A 17,787-nucleotide genomic window follows, 5' to 3' on the forward strand; every position below is an offset into this window, starting at 1 on the left:
AAGCCATCCGCACGTCCTGGGCGCCAGGACGTGCGGATGGCTTCCTATGCCTCGCCGTTGCGGACGCGCTCGCCGATGGAGGGGTCCTCGGCCCAGGCGGTGTAGGGGATGCGCGGGATCGTGCGGACCTCGCCCACGGTGCACCACTCGTTGCCGCCGAGCCGGGCCAGCGGCCGCAGCGCCTCGATGCGGGGCCGGCCGTCGCGCACGGCCTCGCTGACCACGCTCACCCACTCCACCCGCCCGAAGACGACGGTGCTGTCACCCAGCCGCAGCGTCGAGTGCAGCGTGCACTCCACGCTCACCGGCGACTGCGCCACCCGCATCGCGCCCACCTTCTCGCTGGGCTCGAGCCGGATGCCGGCGGCGTCGGCCTCGCTCTGGTCGGGCGGGAAGTCGGTGCCGGTGGCGTTGGCCTGCTCGAACAGGTCCTCCGGCACCAGGTTCACGGTGAACTCGCCGGTGGCCTCGACGTTGGTGAGGGAGTCCTTGCGGCCCACCGAGGTGAACTGCACGATCGGCGGCTCCACGCAGGCCACCGTGTAGAAGGAGTGCGGCGCCAGGTTGTGCACCCCCTCGGCCGAGCGGGTCAGCACCCACGCGATCGGCCGCGGCACGACGATCGAGTTCACCACCCGGTAGAAGTCCCTCGGGCGCATCACCGCCGGGTCGAAGGACGTGCGCGGGCGGCCGGTCTCGGGGGAGGTCACACCCCATCCTCGCCCGGGCTCAGCCGACCGCGCGCCCGCGCCAGGTCAGCGTGCCCCGCCGGTGCCCCGTCACCGACCGCAGCAGCAGCACGTCGAGGGCCAGCAGCGACACCGGGTGGGCCAGCGCGTCGGGCCACACCCGCCCGCCGGTGACCGCGGCGCTCACCGCCCGGCCGGCCACCCCGGCCGCCCAGCCGGCCAGCCCGGCGCGCGAGCCGCGCAGCGCGGCCATCGGCGGGACGACGCCGACGGCGGTGAGCACCGCCGCGGCGGCCAGCGACGCCGCCGGGGAGCCGCCGACCGAGGCCCACAGCGACTTGCCGTAGCCCTCCTGCATCGCCGCCCACCCGTCGTACATGCGGCACGCGGCCAGCGCCGCGCCCGCCGCGGGGACCGCCCGCCCGCCCGAGCGCTTCACCGCGCGGGCCAGTGCGACGTCCTCCACGACCTCCTCGCGCACCGCCGCGTGCCCGCGGGCGCGCAGGTAGCCGCGGACGGGGAGCGCGAGGAACTGGCCGTTGGCCGCGGTCAGCGACGGCCGCCGGGAGCGCTCGGCGACCCGCAGCGGCAGCGTCGTGAGCCACAGCCACGGCGAGAGGGGCTGCACCAGCCGCTCGGCCGGGCTGCCGGTCACCGGCCGCGGCCACGGCGAGACCAGGTCGAGACCGTGCGCGTCGAGCAGCGCCACCGCGGCGGCGACGGCGTCGGGGGTCAGCCGCACGTCGGCGTCGACGAACACGAGGTACCCGCCGTCGCGGGGTGCGGTCTGCGCCCCGACCCAGCAGGCGTGCGGCTTGCCCAGCCAGCCCTCCGGGACGGCGCCCGCGGACACCAGCCGCACCCGCGGGTCGCCGGTGCCCCGGACGACGTCGGCGGTGCCGTCGGTGGAGCCGTCGTCGACGACGACCACCCGCAGGTCGGGCACCCCGCGCGAGGCCAGTACCGCGGCCAGGCAGCCGCCCACCTGGGCCTCCTCGTCGCGCACCGGGACGACGACGGTGACCGGGAGGCGCACCTCGGGCGGGGCGGCCGGCGGGCGGCGCAGCAGGAGCGCGTTGACCCCGGCGTGCACGGCACCGGCGACGGCCAGGCCCGACAGCACGCGGACGACCGCCCCGCTCACCGCCGCCGGGCCTGCAGCGCGAGCACCGCCAGCATCCCCGCCGACAGGGCCGCCCCCCACGCCGCCGAGCCCGGCAGGTCCAGCCACAGCGCGTGCGCCAGCGCCCCGCCGGGGACCATCCACGCGATCACCAGCAGCGGCGCGGCGACCAGCAGCGGCGCGGCGACCACCGCGGGCTCCCCGGGCACCGCGGTCCGCGCCACGACGACCTCGAGCAGCGCCATCAGCACCAGCCCGGCCAGCAGCCAGCCGGCCAGGTTGGTCAGCGGCACGGTGTCGATGCCCGGCAGCCCCGGGGTGGGGTGCGCCCACGTCCAGTAGCCGGCCTGCACCAGCTGCGGGTCGAGGACGACGTCCCAGCCGGCGAACACCACCGCGGCGACGGCGACCCGCGCGGCCCGCCGCCGCCCCTCCCGCACCCGGCGGGTGAGCTGGCCGGCGAGCACCCGGCTCGGCCAGGCCATCATCAGCCAGGCCAGCGGCACGAGGAACGGGACGCCGAGCAGCGTCGGGCCGAGCACGTCGCTGTAGGTGTACTCGCCGTAGGGGAACCCGGTGGCCAGCCCGACCGACTCGAACACCACCGCGGTGACCGCGACCAGGGCGAGCACCGCCGCGCCGGCACGGGCGCCGTGCGCGGCGGCCGCGGCGGTGACCGACACCCCCGAGCCGAGCAGCACGATCGTCCAGGACACCGTGTCGCGGGCCGCGCCGTCGCTGAGCGGGTAGGCGATGGCGGCCAGCACCAGCAGCACCGCGAGGACCAGCGGCACCCGGGCCGGCGCGGGAGCCCGCCGCAGCGCCGCCAGCCCCGTGTACACCCCGGTGCTCACCGGCCCGCCCGCAGCAGCCGGCCGGCCACGTCCTGCACGCGGGTGCGCGCCCGGGCCAGCGGACGACGGTCGGCGAGGACCACCCGCGCCGCCGTGCGGCCGGAGTTGCCCGACACCCCGCCGCCGGGGTGGGTGGAGGCGCCGGCCAGGTACAGCCCGTCGAGGCCGGGCACGCGGTAGTCCGCCAGCGCCGGCGTCGGCCGGAAGGCGAACATGCTGGCCAGGCCCATCTCCACGTGCATCACGTTGCCGCGCAGCAGGGACAGTTCACGCTCGAGCAGCAGCGGCGTCTGGACGTGGACGTCCTGCACGGAGCCCGCGAAGCCGGGCGCGAACCGGTCGACGGCGGCCAGCAGCCGCTGCGCCTCGCCCTCGGCGAGGGCGTCCCAGTCGCCGCCGTCGGCGAGGTCGTAGGGGTACCACTGCCCCCACACGGTGACCACGTGCCGCCCGGGCGGGGCCAGGGTGTCGTCGCTCGCGGAGAAGGACATCGCCAGCGGCACCGGCTCGCGCGGCAGCCGGCCGGCCAGCCAGTCACCGTGCGCGGCCGCCAGCTGCGCCCGGTCGGTGCACAGCAGCTGCAGGCCCTGCGCGGAGACCGCGGGGTCGACGCCGGGGTAGACCGGCAGCGCGTCGGTCAGGCAGCGCAGCACCAGGCCGAAGCCGTTGCCCACCGGCGGGGCGGCGTCGGCCAGCGCCGGTGGGGCGGCCGCGCCGGCGAGGTCGCGGGTGGCCAGGACGTGGCAGGCGGCGACGACGACCGGCGCCGCGACCCGCCGTCCGGAGACGGTCTCGACGCCGGTCACCCGGCCGCCGGCCGGGCCGCCGCCGACGAGCAGCCGCGCGGCGCCGTCGCCGAGGGTGACCCGCCCGCCGTCGGACTCCAGCCGGCGGCGCAGCGCCTCGGTGAGGCCGCCGGAGCCGCCCACCGGGTGGCCCGGCGGGGTGTCGTGCAGCAGCGCCACCCACGCGACCATCGCCGCGGTGCCCGGCTCGCTCATCGGCGGCCCGGACTGCGCGCCGAACCAGGCCAGCGCCGCCTTGAGCCGCTCGCTGGTGAACCAGCGGTCGAGCAGCGCGTCGCCGGAGCCGAGGAAGTCGACGGCGAGGTCGCCGCCGGGGGTGCGGGGACCGTCGCCGGTGGGGGCGCCCAGCGGCCAGAACGCGCGGGCCAGGCCCAGCGGGGTGGGCCGGCGGCCGAAGGAGTCGACGACGGCGCGGCTGCGCGGCCCCCAGACGCCGACGAACCGGCGGTAGGCCCGGGCGTCGTCCTCCCCGCAGGCGGCGGCGATCGAGGCGCAGGTGGCGTCGAGGTCGACGGAGAACACCAGCGGGCGGCCGTCGGGGCCGGGGTCGCCGGGCGCCGGGGCCGGCGCGAAGCCCCACGGGTCGCAGTCGAGGTAGCGCAGCCCGTGCGCGGTCAGGTCGAGCTCCTCGACGACGCCGCTGTGCCGGACGATGACGTGCGCGCTCGAGCCACGGTCGACCCGGACCCCCGGCCAGCGCTCGACGGTGGACACCGCCCCGCCGAGCACCTCGTCGCGCTCGACCACCTCGACGCGCAGCCCGGCGCGCGCGAGGTAGCAGGCCGCGACCAGGCCGTTGTGACCGGCGCCGACGACGACGGCGTCGGCGGTGGGGGGACCGGGCACGCTCAGGCGCCGCTGCCCGGCACCGGCTTCAGCGGCAGCCGGGCGCCGAGGATGGCGAAGGGCCGGGTGTCGCCGGGGAAGTGGTGGCCGCGGGCGAGGTCGACGAAGCCGTCGGCGTGGTACAGCCGGAAGGCCTTGGTGTCGGCGTCGGGCGTGGACAGCAGCGCGGCGGGTGCGTCGACGCCCTCGACCAGCGCGTGCAGCAGCCGCCGGCCCAGGCCCCGGCTCTGCGCCTCGGGGTGCACGTGCAGCTCGCACACCTCGAAGGCGCCCGGCAGCCACCGCTTGGCGGTGCGCCGGTCCAGCGCCGCGCGCACCTGGTCGTGCCACCACTGGCCCGGGGCGACGAGGTAGCCGTAGCCGAACCCGGTCAGCTGCTCGCCGTCGGGACCGGGCGCGAAGGCGCCGACGGCGCGGAAGCCGGGGCGCTCGGTGTGCTGGATCGCGTAGCCGTAGCGGCCGGCCACCACCGAGGCGTCGTAGCCCATGGCCGCGCCGTAGATGGCCAGCGCCTCGTGCATGTGGTCGCGCAGCCAGCCGGCGGGCAGCTCGGTCACCCGGGCCGCGGGCGTCGTGCCGGTCACTGTCTCTCCTCGCTCACGGACCCACCGGGGCGGCGGGGGACTGCGCGGTCACCGAGGCGACGTCGGCCGGGCCGTCGCCGACCTCGGCGGGGGTGCCCCCGGTCAGCCGGAGCAGCTCGTCGTAGGTGGTGGGGAAGACGGCCGAGGGGTGGCCGGCGGCGGCCCAGACCTGCTCGTAGCGGGCCAGCTCGACGTCGATCAGGGTGCCGATCGGCGCGGGGTGGCCGACCGGGGCGACCCCGCCGATGGGCTGGCCGGTGTGCTCGCGGACGAAGTCGGCCGGGGCGCGGCGCACCTCCGGGACGCCGAGCAGGACGGCGACCCGCCCGGTGTCGACCCGGTGCGCGCCGCTGGTGAGCACCAGCAGCGGCTGCCCGCCGACGTCGAAGACCAGGCTGTTGGCGATGGCGCCGACCGGGACGCCGAGCCCGGTGGCCGCCTCCGCGGCGGTGCGCGCGCCCGACGGGATACCGCGGACCTCCCCGCGCACGCCGGCCGCGGCGAGCAGCTCGGCGAGGGCGGCCACCCGGGGGTGGTCGGGTCGGCTCATGCGCCGATCCTGCCACCGCTGTCGGTGCCCCGCCGTACCGTCCGCCGCAGGGGACGGGGAGGGCCCGCCGGGCGCCCGGCTTGACGGGACCGGCGCGGTCGGGTCTACTCGACTCGTTCGAACACACGTTCGAACACCGCCGGCCTCCCACCGCACCCGGGTCCTTCCCCACCCGGTGCGGTGGGTCGGGCCGGTCGGTCAGCGGGCACGGGGTGGGGAGACGGGCATGAGCCGGGTGCTGGGTGACGTCGGCGAGCGGGTCGGCGAGGAGGTGCAGGTCGAGCGCGGGCCGCTCGGGCCGGCGCAGTTCTGGCGCGGGCAGTGGCGCTACGTCGTCGGCGAGCTGCTCGACTCGTGGGTCGAGACCGCGCCGTGGTGGCAGCGGCCCGCCGACGTCCCCGGCGGCGCCTCGGCCGACCTGGTCGCCCCCCGCGAGGTCTACCGGGTCGAGGCGGTGCGGGCCGGGCGCTCGCGGATGAGCTTCGCCGGGGTCTACGACCTGTGCTGGGACGCGGCGGACAACCGCTGGTCGCTCGTGCGGGTGCACGACTGATGGGTGCCGCCTCCGCCATGACCCACCACCCGGCCGACCAGCTGCCGCTGCCCCCGCCGCTGCCGGCGGCGGCGACCCAGCTGCTCGACCAGGCCACCCGCGCGCTGGCCGAGGCCCGCCGCGCCCCCGACCCCTGCCGGCGCTACGCCACCGCCCACCTGGGCGCGCTGCGCGCGGCGGCGGCGGTGCTGGCCGCCCGCACCCGGCCGGAGAGCGGCCGCCGCCGGCCGCGCAGCGCCTGGGTGCTGCTCGAGCAGGTCGCCCCGGAGCTGGGGGAGTGGGCCACCTTCTTCGCCGCCGGCGCCGCCAAGCGCGCCGCGGCCGAGGCGGGGCTGTCCCGCGCGGTCACCGAGCGCGAGGCCGACGACCTGGTCCGCGACGTCGGGGCCTTCCTCGCCGTGGTCGACAGCGTGCTCGCCAGCACCCCCGCGCCCGCGCCCCGGCCGCGCGTGGTGGGCGGCACCGCGCACCGTCCCGCCCGCGGGCGGTGAGCGGCGACCCCTTCGTCCACCTGCACGTCGCCTCCGGCTACTCCCTGCGGTACGGGGCCAACCACCCGGCCGACCTGGTGGCCCGCGCCGCCGAGCACGGCATGGGTGCCCTCGCCCTGACCGACCGCGACGGTCTCTACGGCGCGGTCAAGTTCGCGCTGGCCTGCCGGTCGGCGGGGGTCCGTCCGCTGTTCGGGGTCGACCTCGCCGTCGCCCCCGCGGTGGACACCGCCGTGCCCCCCGCGCGGGCGCACGTGCTGGGGGAGGACGACGAGCTCTCGCCGCGGCGCACCGCGGGTGGACACCCCCGGACCGCTCCCGCGCGGCGCAGCCCGGTGCGCGGCGGCGCCGCCGTCGACCCGCGGCTGCCGCGGGTCACCTTCCTCGCCCGCGACGGCGCCGGCTGGCGCGCGCTGTGCCGGCTGACCAGCGCCACCCACCTGCGCGGCACCCGCGGCGAGCCGGTGTCCTCGCTGGCGCTGGCCGCCGAGCACGCCCCGGGGCTGGTCGCGGTGCTGGGGCCGGACTCGCCGGTGGGCCGGGCGCTGGCGGCCGGGCGGGCCGACGTCGCCGCGGCGCGGCTGTCGGCCTGGCGGTCGGTGTTCGGCCCGGGCTCGCTGGTGGTCGAGCTGGTGCACCACCGCGGCCGGGGCGACCGCTCCCGCGCCCAGCGGCTGCTGCGCTTCGCCGACGAGGAGGGCGTGCCGGTGGTGCTCACCAACGCCGTCCGTTACGTCGAGGCCCTCGACGCGCCCACCGCCGACGTCCTCGACGCCTCCCGGCGGCTGGTCGCCCTCGACACCCGGCACGTCGACCGGCGCACCGCCGAGGGGTACCTGAAGTCGGGCAAGGAGATGGCCGAGGTCGCCGCGGAGATCGCCGGCCCCGACCGCGATGCGGCGCTGCGGCTGCTCGAGCGCACCGCCCGGCTGGCCGAGCAGTGCGCCGTCGACGTCCGCGACGACCTCGGCATCGGCACCGTGCGCTACCCGGAGCTCGACGTCGTCACCGCGCCCGGCGAGCAGGGGATGGACCCCTCCGAGGTGCTGCGGGCCCGCTGCGAGGCGGGGCTGGGCCGGCGCGGGATGGCGCGCACGGCGGCGGTGACCCGGCGGCTCGAGGAGGAGCTCGCCGTCATCGACTCCCTCGGCTACCCCTCCTACTTCCTCACCGTCGCCGACGTCGTCGACCTCATCAAGGGGTTGCGGGTCCGCGCCGCGGCGCGCGGGTCGGGGGCGGGCAGCCTGGTCACCTACCTGCTGGGCATCTCCGACGTCGACCCGATCCGCTACGGCCTGCTGATGGAGCGGTTCCTCTCCCCGCTGCGCCACCAGCTGCCCGACATCGACATCGACGTGGAGTCCGCCCGGCGGATGGAGGTCTACGACGCGGTGATCGCCCGCTTCGGCGCCCACCGGGTCAGCTGCATCTCGATGATGGACACCTACCGGGTGCGCCACGCCATCCGCGACGTCGGTGCCGCGCTCGGGCTGCCCCCGGCCGAGATCGACGCCGTCGCCAAGGCCTTCCCGCACATCCGGGCCAACCAGGTGCACGCCGCGCTGCGCGACCTGCCGGAGCTGCAGGCCAGCCGGCTGGGCTCCCGCCGCGGCGGCGGCACCGGCGACCTCGACCTGCTCTTCGACCTCGTCGCCCGGCTCGACGGCCTGCCCCGGCACATCGCGCTGCACCCGTGCGGGGTGCTGCTGTCCGACGCCACGCTGCTCGACCGCACCCCGGTGGAGAACAGCTACCTCGGCTACCCGATGAGCCAGTTCGACAAGGACGACGTCGAGGAGCTCGGGCTGCTCAAGCTCGACCTGCTCGGCATCCGGATGCAGTCGGCGATCGCGCACGCCCTCGACGAGGTGGCCCGGGTCGACGGCGAGCGGGTCGACATCGACGCGGTCCCGCGCGACGACCCGACCACCTTCGAGCTGATCCGCAGCACCCGCACGCTCGGCATGTTCCAGATCGAGTCGCCGGGGCAGCGCGAGCTGGTCGGCAAGTTCGGGCCGGAGTCGTTCGAGGACATCGTCATCGACATCTCGCTGTTCCGGCCCGGCCCGGTGAAGAGCGACATGGTCACCCCGTTCCTGCTGGCCCGGAACGGCTGGCGGGACCCGGTCTACCCGCACGAGGACCTCGCGCCGTACCTGCGGGAGACCGCCGGCGTCGTCGTCTTCCACGAGCAGGTGCTGCAGATCGTGGCGCAGATGACCGGCTGCGACCTCGCCCAGGCCGACGAGGCGCGCCGCGCGCTGGGCGACCGCGAGCTGCACCCGGAGGTGCGGGCGTGGTTCATGCCCGAGGCGCTGCAGCGCTACCCGGTCGAGGTGGTCGAGCGGGTGTGGGAGGTGCTGGTCGCCTTCGGCTCGTTCGGCTTCTGCAAGGCCCACGCCGCGGCGTTCGCGCTGCCCACCTACCAGTCGGCGTGGCTGAAGACCCACCACCCCGCGGCCTTCCTCGCCGGGGTGCTCACCCACGACCCCGGCATGTACCCCAAGCGGCTGATCCTCGACGACGCCCGCAACTTCGGCATCCGGGTGCTGGGCCTCGACGTCAACGCCTCGACCGGCAGCTACCGGGTGGAGCGGCTGGCGCCGGCGGACCGGCGGGCGGACTGGCGGCGGCCGGAGTGGATGCCGACGGCGATGGCCGACCCGTCGGCCTACGGGATCCGGCTGTCGCTCACCGACGTCAAGGGCATCGGCGAGGACGAGGTCGAGCGGGTCGTCGCCGGGCAGCCCTACCGGTCGCTCACCGACTTCTGGTCGCGGGCGTCGGTGTCGCGGCCGGTGGTCGAGCGGCTGGTGCTGGCCGGCGGGTTCGACTCCCTCTACGGCTTCGGGGTCCGCGACCGCGAGGCCGGCCGGCCCACCCGCTCCCGCCGGTCGGTGACCCGCCGCGACCTGTTGCTGCAGATCGGCGAGCTGGACCGGTGGAGCCGCAGCACCGCCCGCGCCGGGTCGGTGGGGCAGCTGAGCCTCGACCTGCTCGGCCTGGAGGTCGCGGGGGAGGAGCCCGGCGCCGGGGAGGACGGCGCCGGGGAGGACGGCGCCGCGCCCGGTCCCGGGTGGGCGGCCGGCTCGGGGCTGCCCGAGTTCACCGACGCCGAGCTGGTGCGCGCCGAGCTGGAGGTGCTGGGGCTCGACGCCAGCCGGCACGTCGTCGACTTCTACCGGCCGTTCCTCTCCGCGGTCGGCGCGGTGCCGGCCGGGGAGCTGCTCGGCTGCCGCAGCGGCGCCGAGGTGCTGGTGGCCGGGGTCAAGGTGGCCACCCAGACGCCGCCGATCCGGTCGGGGCGCCGGGTGGTGTTCGTGACCCTCGACGACGGCACCGGCTGCACCGACTCGACCTTCTTCGAGGACGTGCAGGGTCCCTACGCGGCGACGGTGTTCCACTCGTGGCTGCTGGTCATCCGCGGGGTGCTGCGCCGCACCGGCCCGCGCGGGGTGTCGATCCGGGCCACCGGAGCGTGGGAGCTGCCGGCGCTGTACGAGGCGTGGGAGACCGGCGGGCCGGCTGCGGTGGCCGAGCACATGGCCGCGCCAGGGGAGTTCACCGAGCAGGCCATCGCCGGCGCGGCCGCCTCGCACGGCGCCCGGCCGGTGGTGGTCAGGCCGGTGCTGGTGCACCCGACCGGCTTCCGGATGTCGCCCTACGCCGACATCAAGCCGGCCGGGGACGACGCCGGCACCGCCGCCCGCCGCGCCGCCGCACAGCGCGGCGCCGCCGCGTCGGCCCCGCGCAAGCTGTGGCACTCCAGCCCCGGCAGCTCCGGCCACTGAGGAGAGCCCTCACGCCCCGCACGCTCGGTGCGGGGCCCTGCGGCGGGGCGGCCGCTGCCGCCCTCGCCCCAGGTGATGTCCGCCCGTGGCGCACGTGGCCCGCAGAACACGCCCCTCGCGCACGTCGCACATCGCACCGCCGCACCGCCGCACCGCCGCACCGCCGCACCGCCCCGCGCCGGGTGCAGACGGGGCGCCAGCTCCCCCCGATGAGTTCGCGGCGCGGGGGCGGTCGGAACCGGCGAGCGCCGGCGCCCCGCCGGCCGATCCGGAGGAGGACGCCGTGCCGAAGCAGATCCCGTGCCTGTGGTTCGACACCGAGGCGGAGGAGGCCGCGCGGTTCTACACGTCGATCTGGCCGGACGCCGAGATCCTCGGCACGGTCCGCTACGGCGCCGAGGACCCCGAGCGGGAGGGGCAGGTCCTCACCGTCAGCTGGCGGCTCGGTGACACCGAGTACGTCGGCCTCAACGGCGGCCCGCAGGACTGGCACTTCAGCGAGGCCATCTCCTTCCAGGTCCTGTGCGCCGACCAGGCCGAGGTCGACCACTACTGGAACCGGCTCAGCGACGGCGGCCAGGAGGCACCGTGCGGGTGGCTCAAGGACCGCTTCGGCGTCTCCTGGCAGGTCGTGCCCACCCGCCTGCTGGAGCTGCAGGCCGACCCCGACCCCGCCCGCCGGCAGCGCGCCGTGCAGGCGATGTTCACCATGCGCAGGCTCGTCATCGCCGACCTGGAGCGGGCCGCCGACCCGGTCTCCGCCTGACCGCGGCCCGGCGGCGCGGGGCCGGGCCGCGCGGGGCCGGGCCGGGGCGACGCCACTAGGGTCGGACGGGTGCCGCCGACCCCGCCCGACCCGTCCTCCGGCGAGCAGCTGCCCGTCCGGACCGCCGCGGTGTGGGCCGCGCTGGACCCCCTCGTGGGCGCCGGCACCCCGCTGCGGGTGCTCGACGTCGGCGGCGGCAGCGGCGGGTTCGCCGTCCCGCTCGCCCGCCTCGGCCACGAGGTGACCGTGGTCGACCCCAGCGCCGACGCCCTGGCCACCCTCGAGCGGCGGGCCCGCACGGCCGGCGTCGGCGGCCGGGTCCGCGGCCTGCAGGGCGACGGCGACCAGCTGCACGAGCTGCCCCTCGACGAGGGCCACGACGAGGGCTACGACCTCGGCCTGTGCCACGCCGTCCTCGAGGTCGTCGACGACCCGGCCACCACCCTCGGCGAGGTCACCCGCGCCCTGCGCCCCGGCGGCCGGGTGAGCGTGGTGACCGCCAACCGGGCCGGCGCCGTCCTCACCCGCGCCCTGGGCGGCCACCCGAAAGAGGCCCTCGCGCTGCTCGAGGACCGCGACCCGGTGCCCGCCCGCACCCGCCCCGCCCGCCGGCGCTTCACCCCGGCCGACCTGCTCGCGCTCGTCGAGGGCGCCGGGCTGACCGCGGGGGAGTGGCGCGGCGTCGCCGTCGTCGCCGACCTGCTCGACACCGCCTCAGGCGCCGACCCGGCCGCGGTCCGCCGGCTCGAGCTCGCCCTGGCCGGCACCTCGCCCTACCGCGACGTCGCCGCCGGGCTGCACGTCCTGGCCACCCGCCCGTGACGCTGCCCGAGGGACTGGTCCTGCCCGCCTACGGCCGGACCACCCTCGCCGACGTCCTGCCCGGCGTGGCCACCGCGCTGGGCGTCGACGTCGACCGCGCGGGCCTGCCCGCCGACCCGCTCGGGCTCACCACCGCGCTGGCCGGGGCGCGGCGGGTCGCCGTCCTGCTCGTCGACGGCCTGGGCGCCCGGCTGCTGCGCGCGCACGCCTCCCTCGCACCCACCCTCGCCGGGCTGGCCTCGCCGGTCGGCGACCTCGACGCCCCCTGCCCGAGCACCACCCCGGTCAGCCTCGCCACCCTCGGCACCGGCGTGCCCCCGGGCGGGCACGGCGTCCTCGGCTTCGTCACCGCCGTCCCGGGCGAGGACCGGCTGCTCAACCACGTCCAGTGGGCCGACGACCCCGACCCCCGCGACTGGCAGCCCCGCCCGACCGTCTTCGAGCAGGCCGCCGCGGCCGGACTGCCGGTCACCGCGGTCGCCCCCTACGCCTACCGGGGCTCGGGACTGTCCACCGCCGCCTACCGCGGCGCCGGCTACGCCGGGACGGTGAGCGCCGGCGACCTCGCCGCGGTGCTGCTGCAGTCCCTCGCCGCGGCCCCCACCGGCCTGGTCTACGGCTACACCCCCGAGCTCGACCTCACCGGCCACGTCCGCGGCGTCGACTCCGACAGCTGGCGGCTGCAGCTGGCACTGGTCGACCGCGTCGTCGAGCAGGTGGTCACCGGCCTGCCCGACGACGCCGCGCTCCTGGTCACCGCCGACCACGGCATGCTCGACGTCCCCGCCACCACCCGCGTCGACGTCGACGACGAGCCCGCCCTCCTCGACGGCGTCGCGCTGCTCGCCGGCGAGCCGCGGGCCCGCTACGCGCACGCCGTGCCCGGCGCCGCCGGCGACGTCCTCGACGCCTGGCGCGGCGTCCTCGGCGACCGCGCCTGGGTGGTCAGCCGCGACGAAGCGGTCGCCAGCGGCGTCTTCGGCGACGTCGACGGCGCGCTCGCCGCCCGCATCGGCGACGTCGTCGCGCTGGCCCGCGGCCCGTGGGCGATCACCGCGTCGGCCACCGAGCCCGGCCCGAGCCGGCTGGCGGCCTACCACGGCTCGCTCACCTGCGCCGAGGTCGCCATCCCGCTGCTGCTGGCCCGCGGGCGCGCGCTCCAGCAGACCGGGAGCTAGGAGATCGACAGCACCGTCCACCCGCGGGGGTGGGCGGGGTGCACCGCCCGGCAGGTCAGCTGAGCCGCCTCCGCCGTCGGCCGGCTCTCCACCCGCACGACGACGTCGCCGTCCGGGCCGGCGAGCACCACGTCGAACCGCTCGACGCCGGCCGCGGCCTCCGCGTCGGTGCCCGGCAGCCGGTGCGTGCCGCGCAGCGGCAGGTCGTCGACGCCGAGCAGTCCCAACCGCTCGCGGACGGCCTGCTGGGCGGCCTGCGCCGGCATGGGCAGCCCGGTCCGCCCGCGCAGCCACGGCAGCGCCACCTCGCCGCGGGCGTGCGCGGCGACGAGGTCGGCGCCGTCGCCGGGCACCTGGGCGTAGGCGAAGCCGTGCGGCAGCACGAGCACGTTGGTGGCGAACCGGCAGCCGCCGAGGTGGCTGCACTCCCACACGTCGGGCGCGGGCAGCGCGCGGGCCAGCGGCCGGCCGCGCAACGCGCAGCAGGCGTCGTGCTGGCCGTGGGTGCACACCAGGTACACCGGGTCGTCGGCGCGCTCGCCCACCGAGCCGTCCCACGGCACGTCGAGCAGGTCGGCGTCGGTGTCGCGGGTCGACCACCACAGGCCCTCGCGGCCCGGCCGGCCGTCGGCGTAGGCCCAGCGGTGCCCGGACTCGGCCAGCCGCTCCCCGGGGCGGCGCACCAGCAGCACGCGGGTGCCCTCGGCGCGGGCGCGGGCGGCCAGGCGCGGGGCGACGGCGGCGTCGAAGCGGGACTGCAGCAGCGCGTCGGGGCCCCACGGCCCCGGCTGCTCGACCAGCAGCCAGCGCTGCGCCGGCCCGGCCGTGGCGACGGGGGAGTCGCCGCGGACCAGGGCGGTGACCGAGCAGCGCGTCGGGTCCAGCCGGCCGACGCGGACCGGCCGGGACGGCGGGGAGGGGTCGGGCCGCGCCGGTGCGGCACTCACCCGGGGGAGGGCGGCGGGCTCACGACCCGGTCCCGAGGGCGTCGGCACGCTCCCCATCGTCCCCGCCCGCGTCCGGGGCCGGGGCACCCGGTCCGGCCGGGCCCGGCTCGGGGGCGCTCCCACCGTCGGGGGACCCGTCGACGTGCGCGTCGGCGACCACGGCGATCGACTCGGTCACCAGCCGCCGGGCCAGGGTGAGCCGGTCGGCCGGCTCCAGGCCGGCCAGGTCGGCCACCTTCAGCTCCCCGGCGGCGAGCAGCGCGGCCAGCGCCGGGCGGGTGGCGGCGGGGAACTCGTGCGTGCGGCGCCCGCCGATCAGGGTGACGCGGTCGCCCCCGGCGTCCCGCAGGGAGACCCGCAGCCGGCGGCGCAGCCGCAGCACGGTGTCGGGGGTGAGCGCCGCGGCGGCGGTCGCCTGCGCCAGCGGCGCCACCGGCTCCGGCCGCACCTGCGCCCACGTGCGGCCGCGCACCCGGTCGGCGACCCGGTCGGGGTCGACCCGGCCCAGCCAGCCCTGCAGCGCACCCACCACGGCGGCGACGTCGTCGCGCAGGGCCGCAGGGTCGGCGAGGTCCACGCCCAGCGGCAGCGCCCGGCGCAGCTCGGGGTCGTCGGCGGCGAGCACCCGCACCAGGTCCAGCGCCGCCTCGACGGCCGACCAGCGGGTGACCGAGTGGACGCCGACGGTCAGGTGGGCGCTGGTCTGCCCCAGGGCCACCGCCGAGTGCAGGTAGCCGCGCGGCAGGTAGAGCGCGTCGCCGGGGCGCAGCACCGCGTCGATGACCGGCTCGCGCTCCGCGGCCGCGGCGACCTCGGCGGCGCGGTCGTTCCACGGCTGGCTGCGCAGCGGCTCGGGGAGCACCGGTTCGTGGATCGTCCAGTGCTTCTCGCCGGCCACCTGCAGCACGAAGACGTCGTGCACGTCGTAGTGCGGGCTGAAGCCGCGCGAGGACGGCGGGGTGACGTAGGCGTTGACCTGCGTGGGGTGCCCGAGGTCGGCGGCGAGCTGGTCGGCGAACTCGATCAGCGGCGGCCAGAGCCGGTGCAGCCCCTGCAGGACGACGGTGCTGCCGTCGGCGAACAGCCGCAGCACGGCGTCCGAGGAGACCTGGTCGGCGATCTCGGCGCCGGCGCCGCCGGAGGTGGTGAACCGCGCCGCGTCGACGACGGCGCCGTCCTTGGCGATGCGCAGGAACGGGGTGCGCAGCCCGCGGCGCGAGAGCAGCTCGTCGACGTCGGCCAGCGTCAGCAGGTCGGCGAAGGACTCCCCGGTGTCCTCGGCGCGGGTGAGCAGCGGGCGGCGCGACCAGTGCCGCTCGGCGAAGACCGCGGGGTCGAGGTGCGTGCACCGGCGCAGGGCCGGGCAGGGGTCAGCCCCGCCCGGCCCCGCGACGGCCGGGTCCTGGCTCAGGCCGAACCGTCCGCGCCGCCGTCGGCGCCACCGTCGGCACCGCCGTCGGAGCCGCCACCGGCCGCACCGCCGTCGGCCGGGCCGTGCCCGGCGCCGCCGTCGGCACCGCCGTCCGCGCCGCCGTCGTGGCCGGCACCGCCGTCGGCCGTGCCGTCCGCGCCGCCGTCGTGGCCCGCGCCGCCGTCGGCGCCGCCGTCGGCACCGCCGTCGTGCTGGCCGGGCGTGCCCTCGCCGGCACCGCTGTCGGCCGGACCCTCCACGCTGGTCATGTCGTCGTCGTCGAGCGCCATCGAGCTCCTCCGGTGCGGATCGGCGCCGGCCGCCGGATGGCGGTCGGTCGCGTCCCACCTACCTCGTTCACGGGGCGGTCACACATGCGGTCACCTGCGAGTTCGCGCCGTTCCGGGACACGCCGGGGAGCCCGCCCGCACCGCGCGCCACGGACCCGGCCGGACCGTTACCCTCCCCAGGTCGGTCCGAACAGGTGTTCGAGGGAGGGGTCGTGGCAGCGGGGCGGGCGGAGGGGTGCACGGTGCTGCACGTCGACATGGACGCCTTCTTCGCCAGCGTCGAGGTGCGCCGGCGCCCCGAGCTCGCCGGCACGCCGGTCGTCGTCGGCGGCGCGGGCAACCGCGGGGTGGTCACCTCGGCCACCTACGAGGCGCGCGCGTACGGCGTGCACGCCGCCATGCCCACGGCCCGGGCGCTGCGGCTGTGCCCGACGGCGACCGTGCTGCCCGGCGACATGGCGCTCTACGCCGAGGTCTCCCGCTCGGTCATGGCGCTGTTCCGGTCGGTCACCCCGCTGGTGGAGCCGCTGAGCCTCGACGAGGCCTTCCTCGACGTGTCGGGGGCCGGCCGCCGGCTGGGCGACGCGGCGCAGATCGGCGAGTACCTGCGCGCCCGCGTCTACGACGAGCAGGGCATCACCTGCTCGGTCGGCGTCGCCGGCACCAAGTTCGTGGCCAAGCTCGCCTCCACCCGCGCCAAGCCCGACGGGCTGCTCGTCGTCCGCCCGGCCGAGGTCATCGACTTCCTGCACCCGCTGCCGGTGGGCGCGCTGTGGGGCGTCGGCGCGAAGACCGAGGAGCTGCTGCTGCGGCTGGGGCTGCGCACCGTCGGCGACCTGGCGCACGTGCCGGTCCGCACGCTGCAGCGGGCGGTGGGCCCGGCGGCCGGCGCGCACCTGCACGAGCTGTCCTGGGGCCGCGACCCGCGCCGGGTGGTGCCCGACGAGCCGGAGCGGTCCACCGGGCACGAGGAGACCTTCGCCACCGACGTCGACGACCCCGCCGTGGTCCACCGGGAGCTGCTGCGGCTGGCCGAGCGGACGGCGGGCCGGCTGCGGGCGGGCGGCTGGCTGGCGCGCACGGTGAGCATCAAGGTCCGCTTCGCCGACTTCACCACGATCACCCGCAGCCGCACCCTCGACGTCCCCACCGACGTCGGGCAGGACCTCTACGAGACCGCCCGCGCGCTCTTCGACGCCCTCGGCCTGGACCGGGCGCGGCTGCGGCTGGTGGGGGTGCGGGCCGAGCGGCTGGTGCCGGCCGGGTCGGCGCCCCGGCAGCTGCAGCTCGGCGAGCGCGAGCACGGCCGCCGGGACGCCGAGCTGGCCGCCGACCGGGCCGCCCGCCGGTTCGGCGCGGGGGCCGTCCGGCCGGCCACGCTGCTGCACCGCGACCGCGACCGGCGGGTGCGCGACCGCCCGGGAGGGTGACCGGAGACGATCACCGGCGGGTCGCCGCGCGCTCGCCTTTCGCACCCCGCGAACGGCTCGTATCCTCGGTGGCACCGCCGGGGTGACCCCGGCGGTATTGGCTTGGCCCATCTGGAGGTCTCGGTGCCGCTCTCCGAGCACGAGCAGCGACTGCTGGAGCAGATCGAGCGCGCCCTCGTCGACGACGATCCCAAGTTCGCCTCCTCCGTCCGCACGGGTGACCGCAGGCTCAAGGCCCGGCGGAAGCTGCAACTCGGTGCGCTGCTGGTGGTCGTGGGCCTGGCCGTCCTCGTCGGTGGCGCGGTCGTCCCGTCCGTGCCCCTCGGGGTCCTCGGGTTCCTGGTGATGTTCGGCGGCGCCGCGCTCGGCGTGCTGAACTACCGCAGCGCCACCGGCGCGGTGGAGACCGGCCCGGTCGGCGCCCGCGGCGGGAGCACCGCCGCCCGCGGCCGCGGCGGCAGGCCCCGCCGGCAGCCGCTGAAGAACCGCCTCGAGGAGCGCTTCCGCCGCCGCTACGACCAGTAGCCCGCACGCTCGGCCGACGGCCGCCGTCCCTCCCGGGGACGGCGGCCGTCGGCGTTCGGCGGGCCCGTTCCCCCGGACGGTGTGCGCCGGCGCGGCGTCCCCGGCCCGGACGTGCGGCGTCGGCGCACACC

At 77.9% G+C, this 17,787-nt stretch carries 17 protein-coding genes; 8 read left to right on the plus strand and 9 right to left on the minus strand.

The window, feature by feature from the left end; translation table 11 throughout:
* Nucleotides 1-44: 44 nt before the first annotated feature.
* Genes ACI8AD_RS08565 through ACI8AD_RS08590 form a run of 6 tightly spaced genes read right to left on the minus strand, consistent with a single transcriptional unit; the run spans nucleotide 45 to nucleotide 5,452 of the window.
* Nucleotides 45-710, minus strand: coding sequence for a flavin reductase family protein (locus ACI8AD_RS08565; RefSeq protein ID WP_456870106.1), 666 nt, complete (start codon nucleotides 708-710; stop codon nucleotides 45-47).
* Nucleotides 711-729: 19 nt separating this feature from the next.
* Nucleotides 730-1,833 carry a glycosyltransferase family 2 protein gene (locus ACI8AD_RS08570; RefSeq protein ID WP_456870107.1) on the minus strand — a complete coding sequence of 368 codons (1,104 nt, stop codon included), beginning with the start codon at nucleotides 1,831-1,833 and terminating at the stop codon, nucleotides 730-732.
* Nucleotides 1,830-2,666: a carotenoid biosynthesis protein gene (locus ACI8AD_RS08575; RefSeq protein WP_456870108.1), complete on the minus strand. Its 837-nt coding sequence runs from the start codon at nucleotides 2,664-2,666 to the stop codon at nucleotides 1,830-1,832. The genes ACI8AD_RS08570 and ACI8AD_RS08575 overlap by 4 nt, the downstream gene beginning before the upstream one ends.
* Entirely contained in the window at nucleotides 2,663-4,318 is a 1,656-nt protein-coding gene (locus tag ACI8AD_RS08580) for a phytoene desaturase family protein (RefSeq protein ID WP_456870109.1), read from the minus strand. The genes ACI8AD_RS08575 and ACI8AD_RS08580 overlap by 4 nt, the downstream gene beginning before the upstream one ends.
* 2 nt (nucleotides 4,319-4,320) lie before the next feature.
* Complete coding sequence (locus ACI8AD_RS08585; RefSeq protein ID WP_456870110.1) at nucleotides 4,321-4,902, minus strand: GNAT family N-acetyltransferase; 582 nt, start codon at nucleotides 4,900-4,902, stop codon at nucleotides 4,321-4,323.
* A 13-nt stretch (nucleotides 4,903-4,915) separates the two neighbouring features.
* A complete protein-coding gene (locus tag ACI8AD_RS08590) occupies nucleotides 4,916-5,452 on the minus strand; it encodes a YbaK/EbsC family protein (RefSeq protein ID WP_456870111.1) in 537 nt (178 codons plus the stop codon).
* 226 nt (nucleotides 5,453-5,678) lie between these two features.
* On the opposite strand from ACI8AD_RS08590, the gene ACI8AD_RS08595 reads away from it, so the two are divergent.
* From ACI8AD_RS08595 to ACI8AD_RS08620, 6 genes are all read left to right on the plus strand, one after another.
* The gene (locus tag ACI8AD_RS08595) at nucleotides 5,679-6,005 is read left to right on the plus strand and encodes a DUF6504 family protein (RefSeq protein WP_089402939.1); all 327 of its coding nucleotides are present in this window, start codon (nucleotides 5,679-5,681) and stop codon (nucleotides 6,003-6,005) included.
* Nucleotides 6,005-6,496 (plus strand): SAV_6107 family HEPN domain-containing protein, encoded by a 492-nt coding sequence (locus ACI8AD_RS08600; RefSeq protein WP_456870112.1) that lies wholly within the window; start codon nucleotides 6,005-6,007, stop codon nucleotides 6,494-6,496. Before ACI8AD_RS08595 ends, ACI8AD_RS08600 begins: the two co-directional genes overlap by 1 nt.
* Complete coding sequence (locus ACI8AD_RS08605) at nucleotides 6,493-10,287, plus strand: DNA polymerase III subunit alpha (RefSeq protein WP_456870113.1); 3,795 nt, start codon at nucleotides 6,493-6,495, stop codon at nucleotides 10,285-10,287. Before ACI8AD_RS08600 ends, ACI8AD_RS08605 begins: the two co-directional genes overlap by 4 nt.
* Before the next feature lie 283 nt (nucleotides 10,288-10,570).
* Nucleotides 10,571-11,053, plus strand: coding sequence for a VOC family protein (locus ACI8AD_RS08610; RefSeq protein ID WP_456870114.1), 483 nt, complete (start codon nucleotides 10,571-10,573; stop codon nucleotides 11,051-11,053).
* Between the two features lie 69 nt (nucleotides 11,054-11,122).
* On the plus strand, nucleotides 11,123-11,875 hold the full coding sequence (locus ACI8AD_RS08615; protein WP_456870115.1) for a class I SAM-dependent methyltransferase: 753 nt from the start codon (nucleotides 11,123-11,125) through the stop codon (nucleotides 11,873-11,875).
* Nucleotides 11,872-13,053: an alkaline phosphatase family protein gene (locus ACI8AD_RS08620; protein WP_456870116.1), complete on the plus strand. Its 1,182-nt coding sequence runs from the start codon at nucleotides 11,872-11,874 to the stop codon at nucleotides 13,051-13,053. Before ACI8AD_RS08615 ends, ACI8AD_RS08620 begins: the two co-directional genes overlap by 4 nt.
* Here the strand turns inward: ACI8AD_RS08620 and ACI8AD_RS08625 are convergent.
* From ACI8AD_RS08625 to ACI8AD_RS08635, 3 genes are all read right to left on the minus strand, one after another.
* On the minus strand, nucleotides 13,050-14,000 hold the full coding sequence (locus ACI8AD_RS08625) for a sucrase ferredoxin (protein ID WP_456870117.1): 951 nt from the start codon (nucleotides 13,998-14,000) through the stop codon (nucleotides 13,050-13,052). The two genes, ACI8AD_RS08620 and ACI8AD_RS08625, sit on opposite strands and share 4 nt — an antisense overlap.
* A gap of 19 nt (nucleotides 14,001-14,019) precedes the next feature.
* The gene (locus ACI8AD_RS08630) at nucleotides 14,020-15,093 is read right to left on the minus strand and encodes a cupin domain-containing protein (RefSeq protein ID WP_456870118.1); all 1,074 of its coding nucleotides are present in this window, start codon (nucleotides 15,091-15,093) and stop codon (nucleotides 14,020-14,022) included.
* 314 nt (nucleotides 15,094-15,407) lie between these two features.
* The gene (locus ACI8AD_RS08635; RefSeq protein WP_089403354.1) at nucleotides 15,408-15,701 is read right to left on the minus strand and encodes a BatC protein; all 294 of its coding nucleotides are present in this window, start codon (nucleotides 15,699-15,701) and stop codon (nucleotides 15,408-15,410) included.
* 242 nt (nucleotides 15,702-15,943) lie between these two features.
* Here ACI8AD_RS08635 and dinB point away from each other — a divergent pair, with 242 nt between their 5' ends.
* A complete protein-coding gene (dinB, locus tag ACI8AD_RS08640; protein ID WP_456870119.1) occupies nucleotides 15,944-17,131 on the plus strand; it encodes a DNA polymerase IV in 1,188 nt (395 codons plus the stop codon).
* A 123-nt stretch (nucleotides 17,132-17,254) separates the two neighbouring features.
* Complete coding sequence (locus tag ACI8AD_RS08645; protein WP_089402932.1) at nucleotides 17,255-17,656, plus strand: DUF3040 domain-containing protein; 402 nt, start codon at nucleotides 17,255-17,257, stop codon at nucleotides 17,654-17,656.
* Nucleotides 17,657-17,787 lie beyond the last annotated feature (131 nt).

This window comes from Geodermatophilus sp. SYSU D00766, assembly GCF_054049915.1.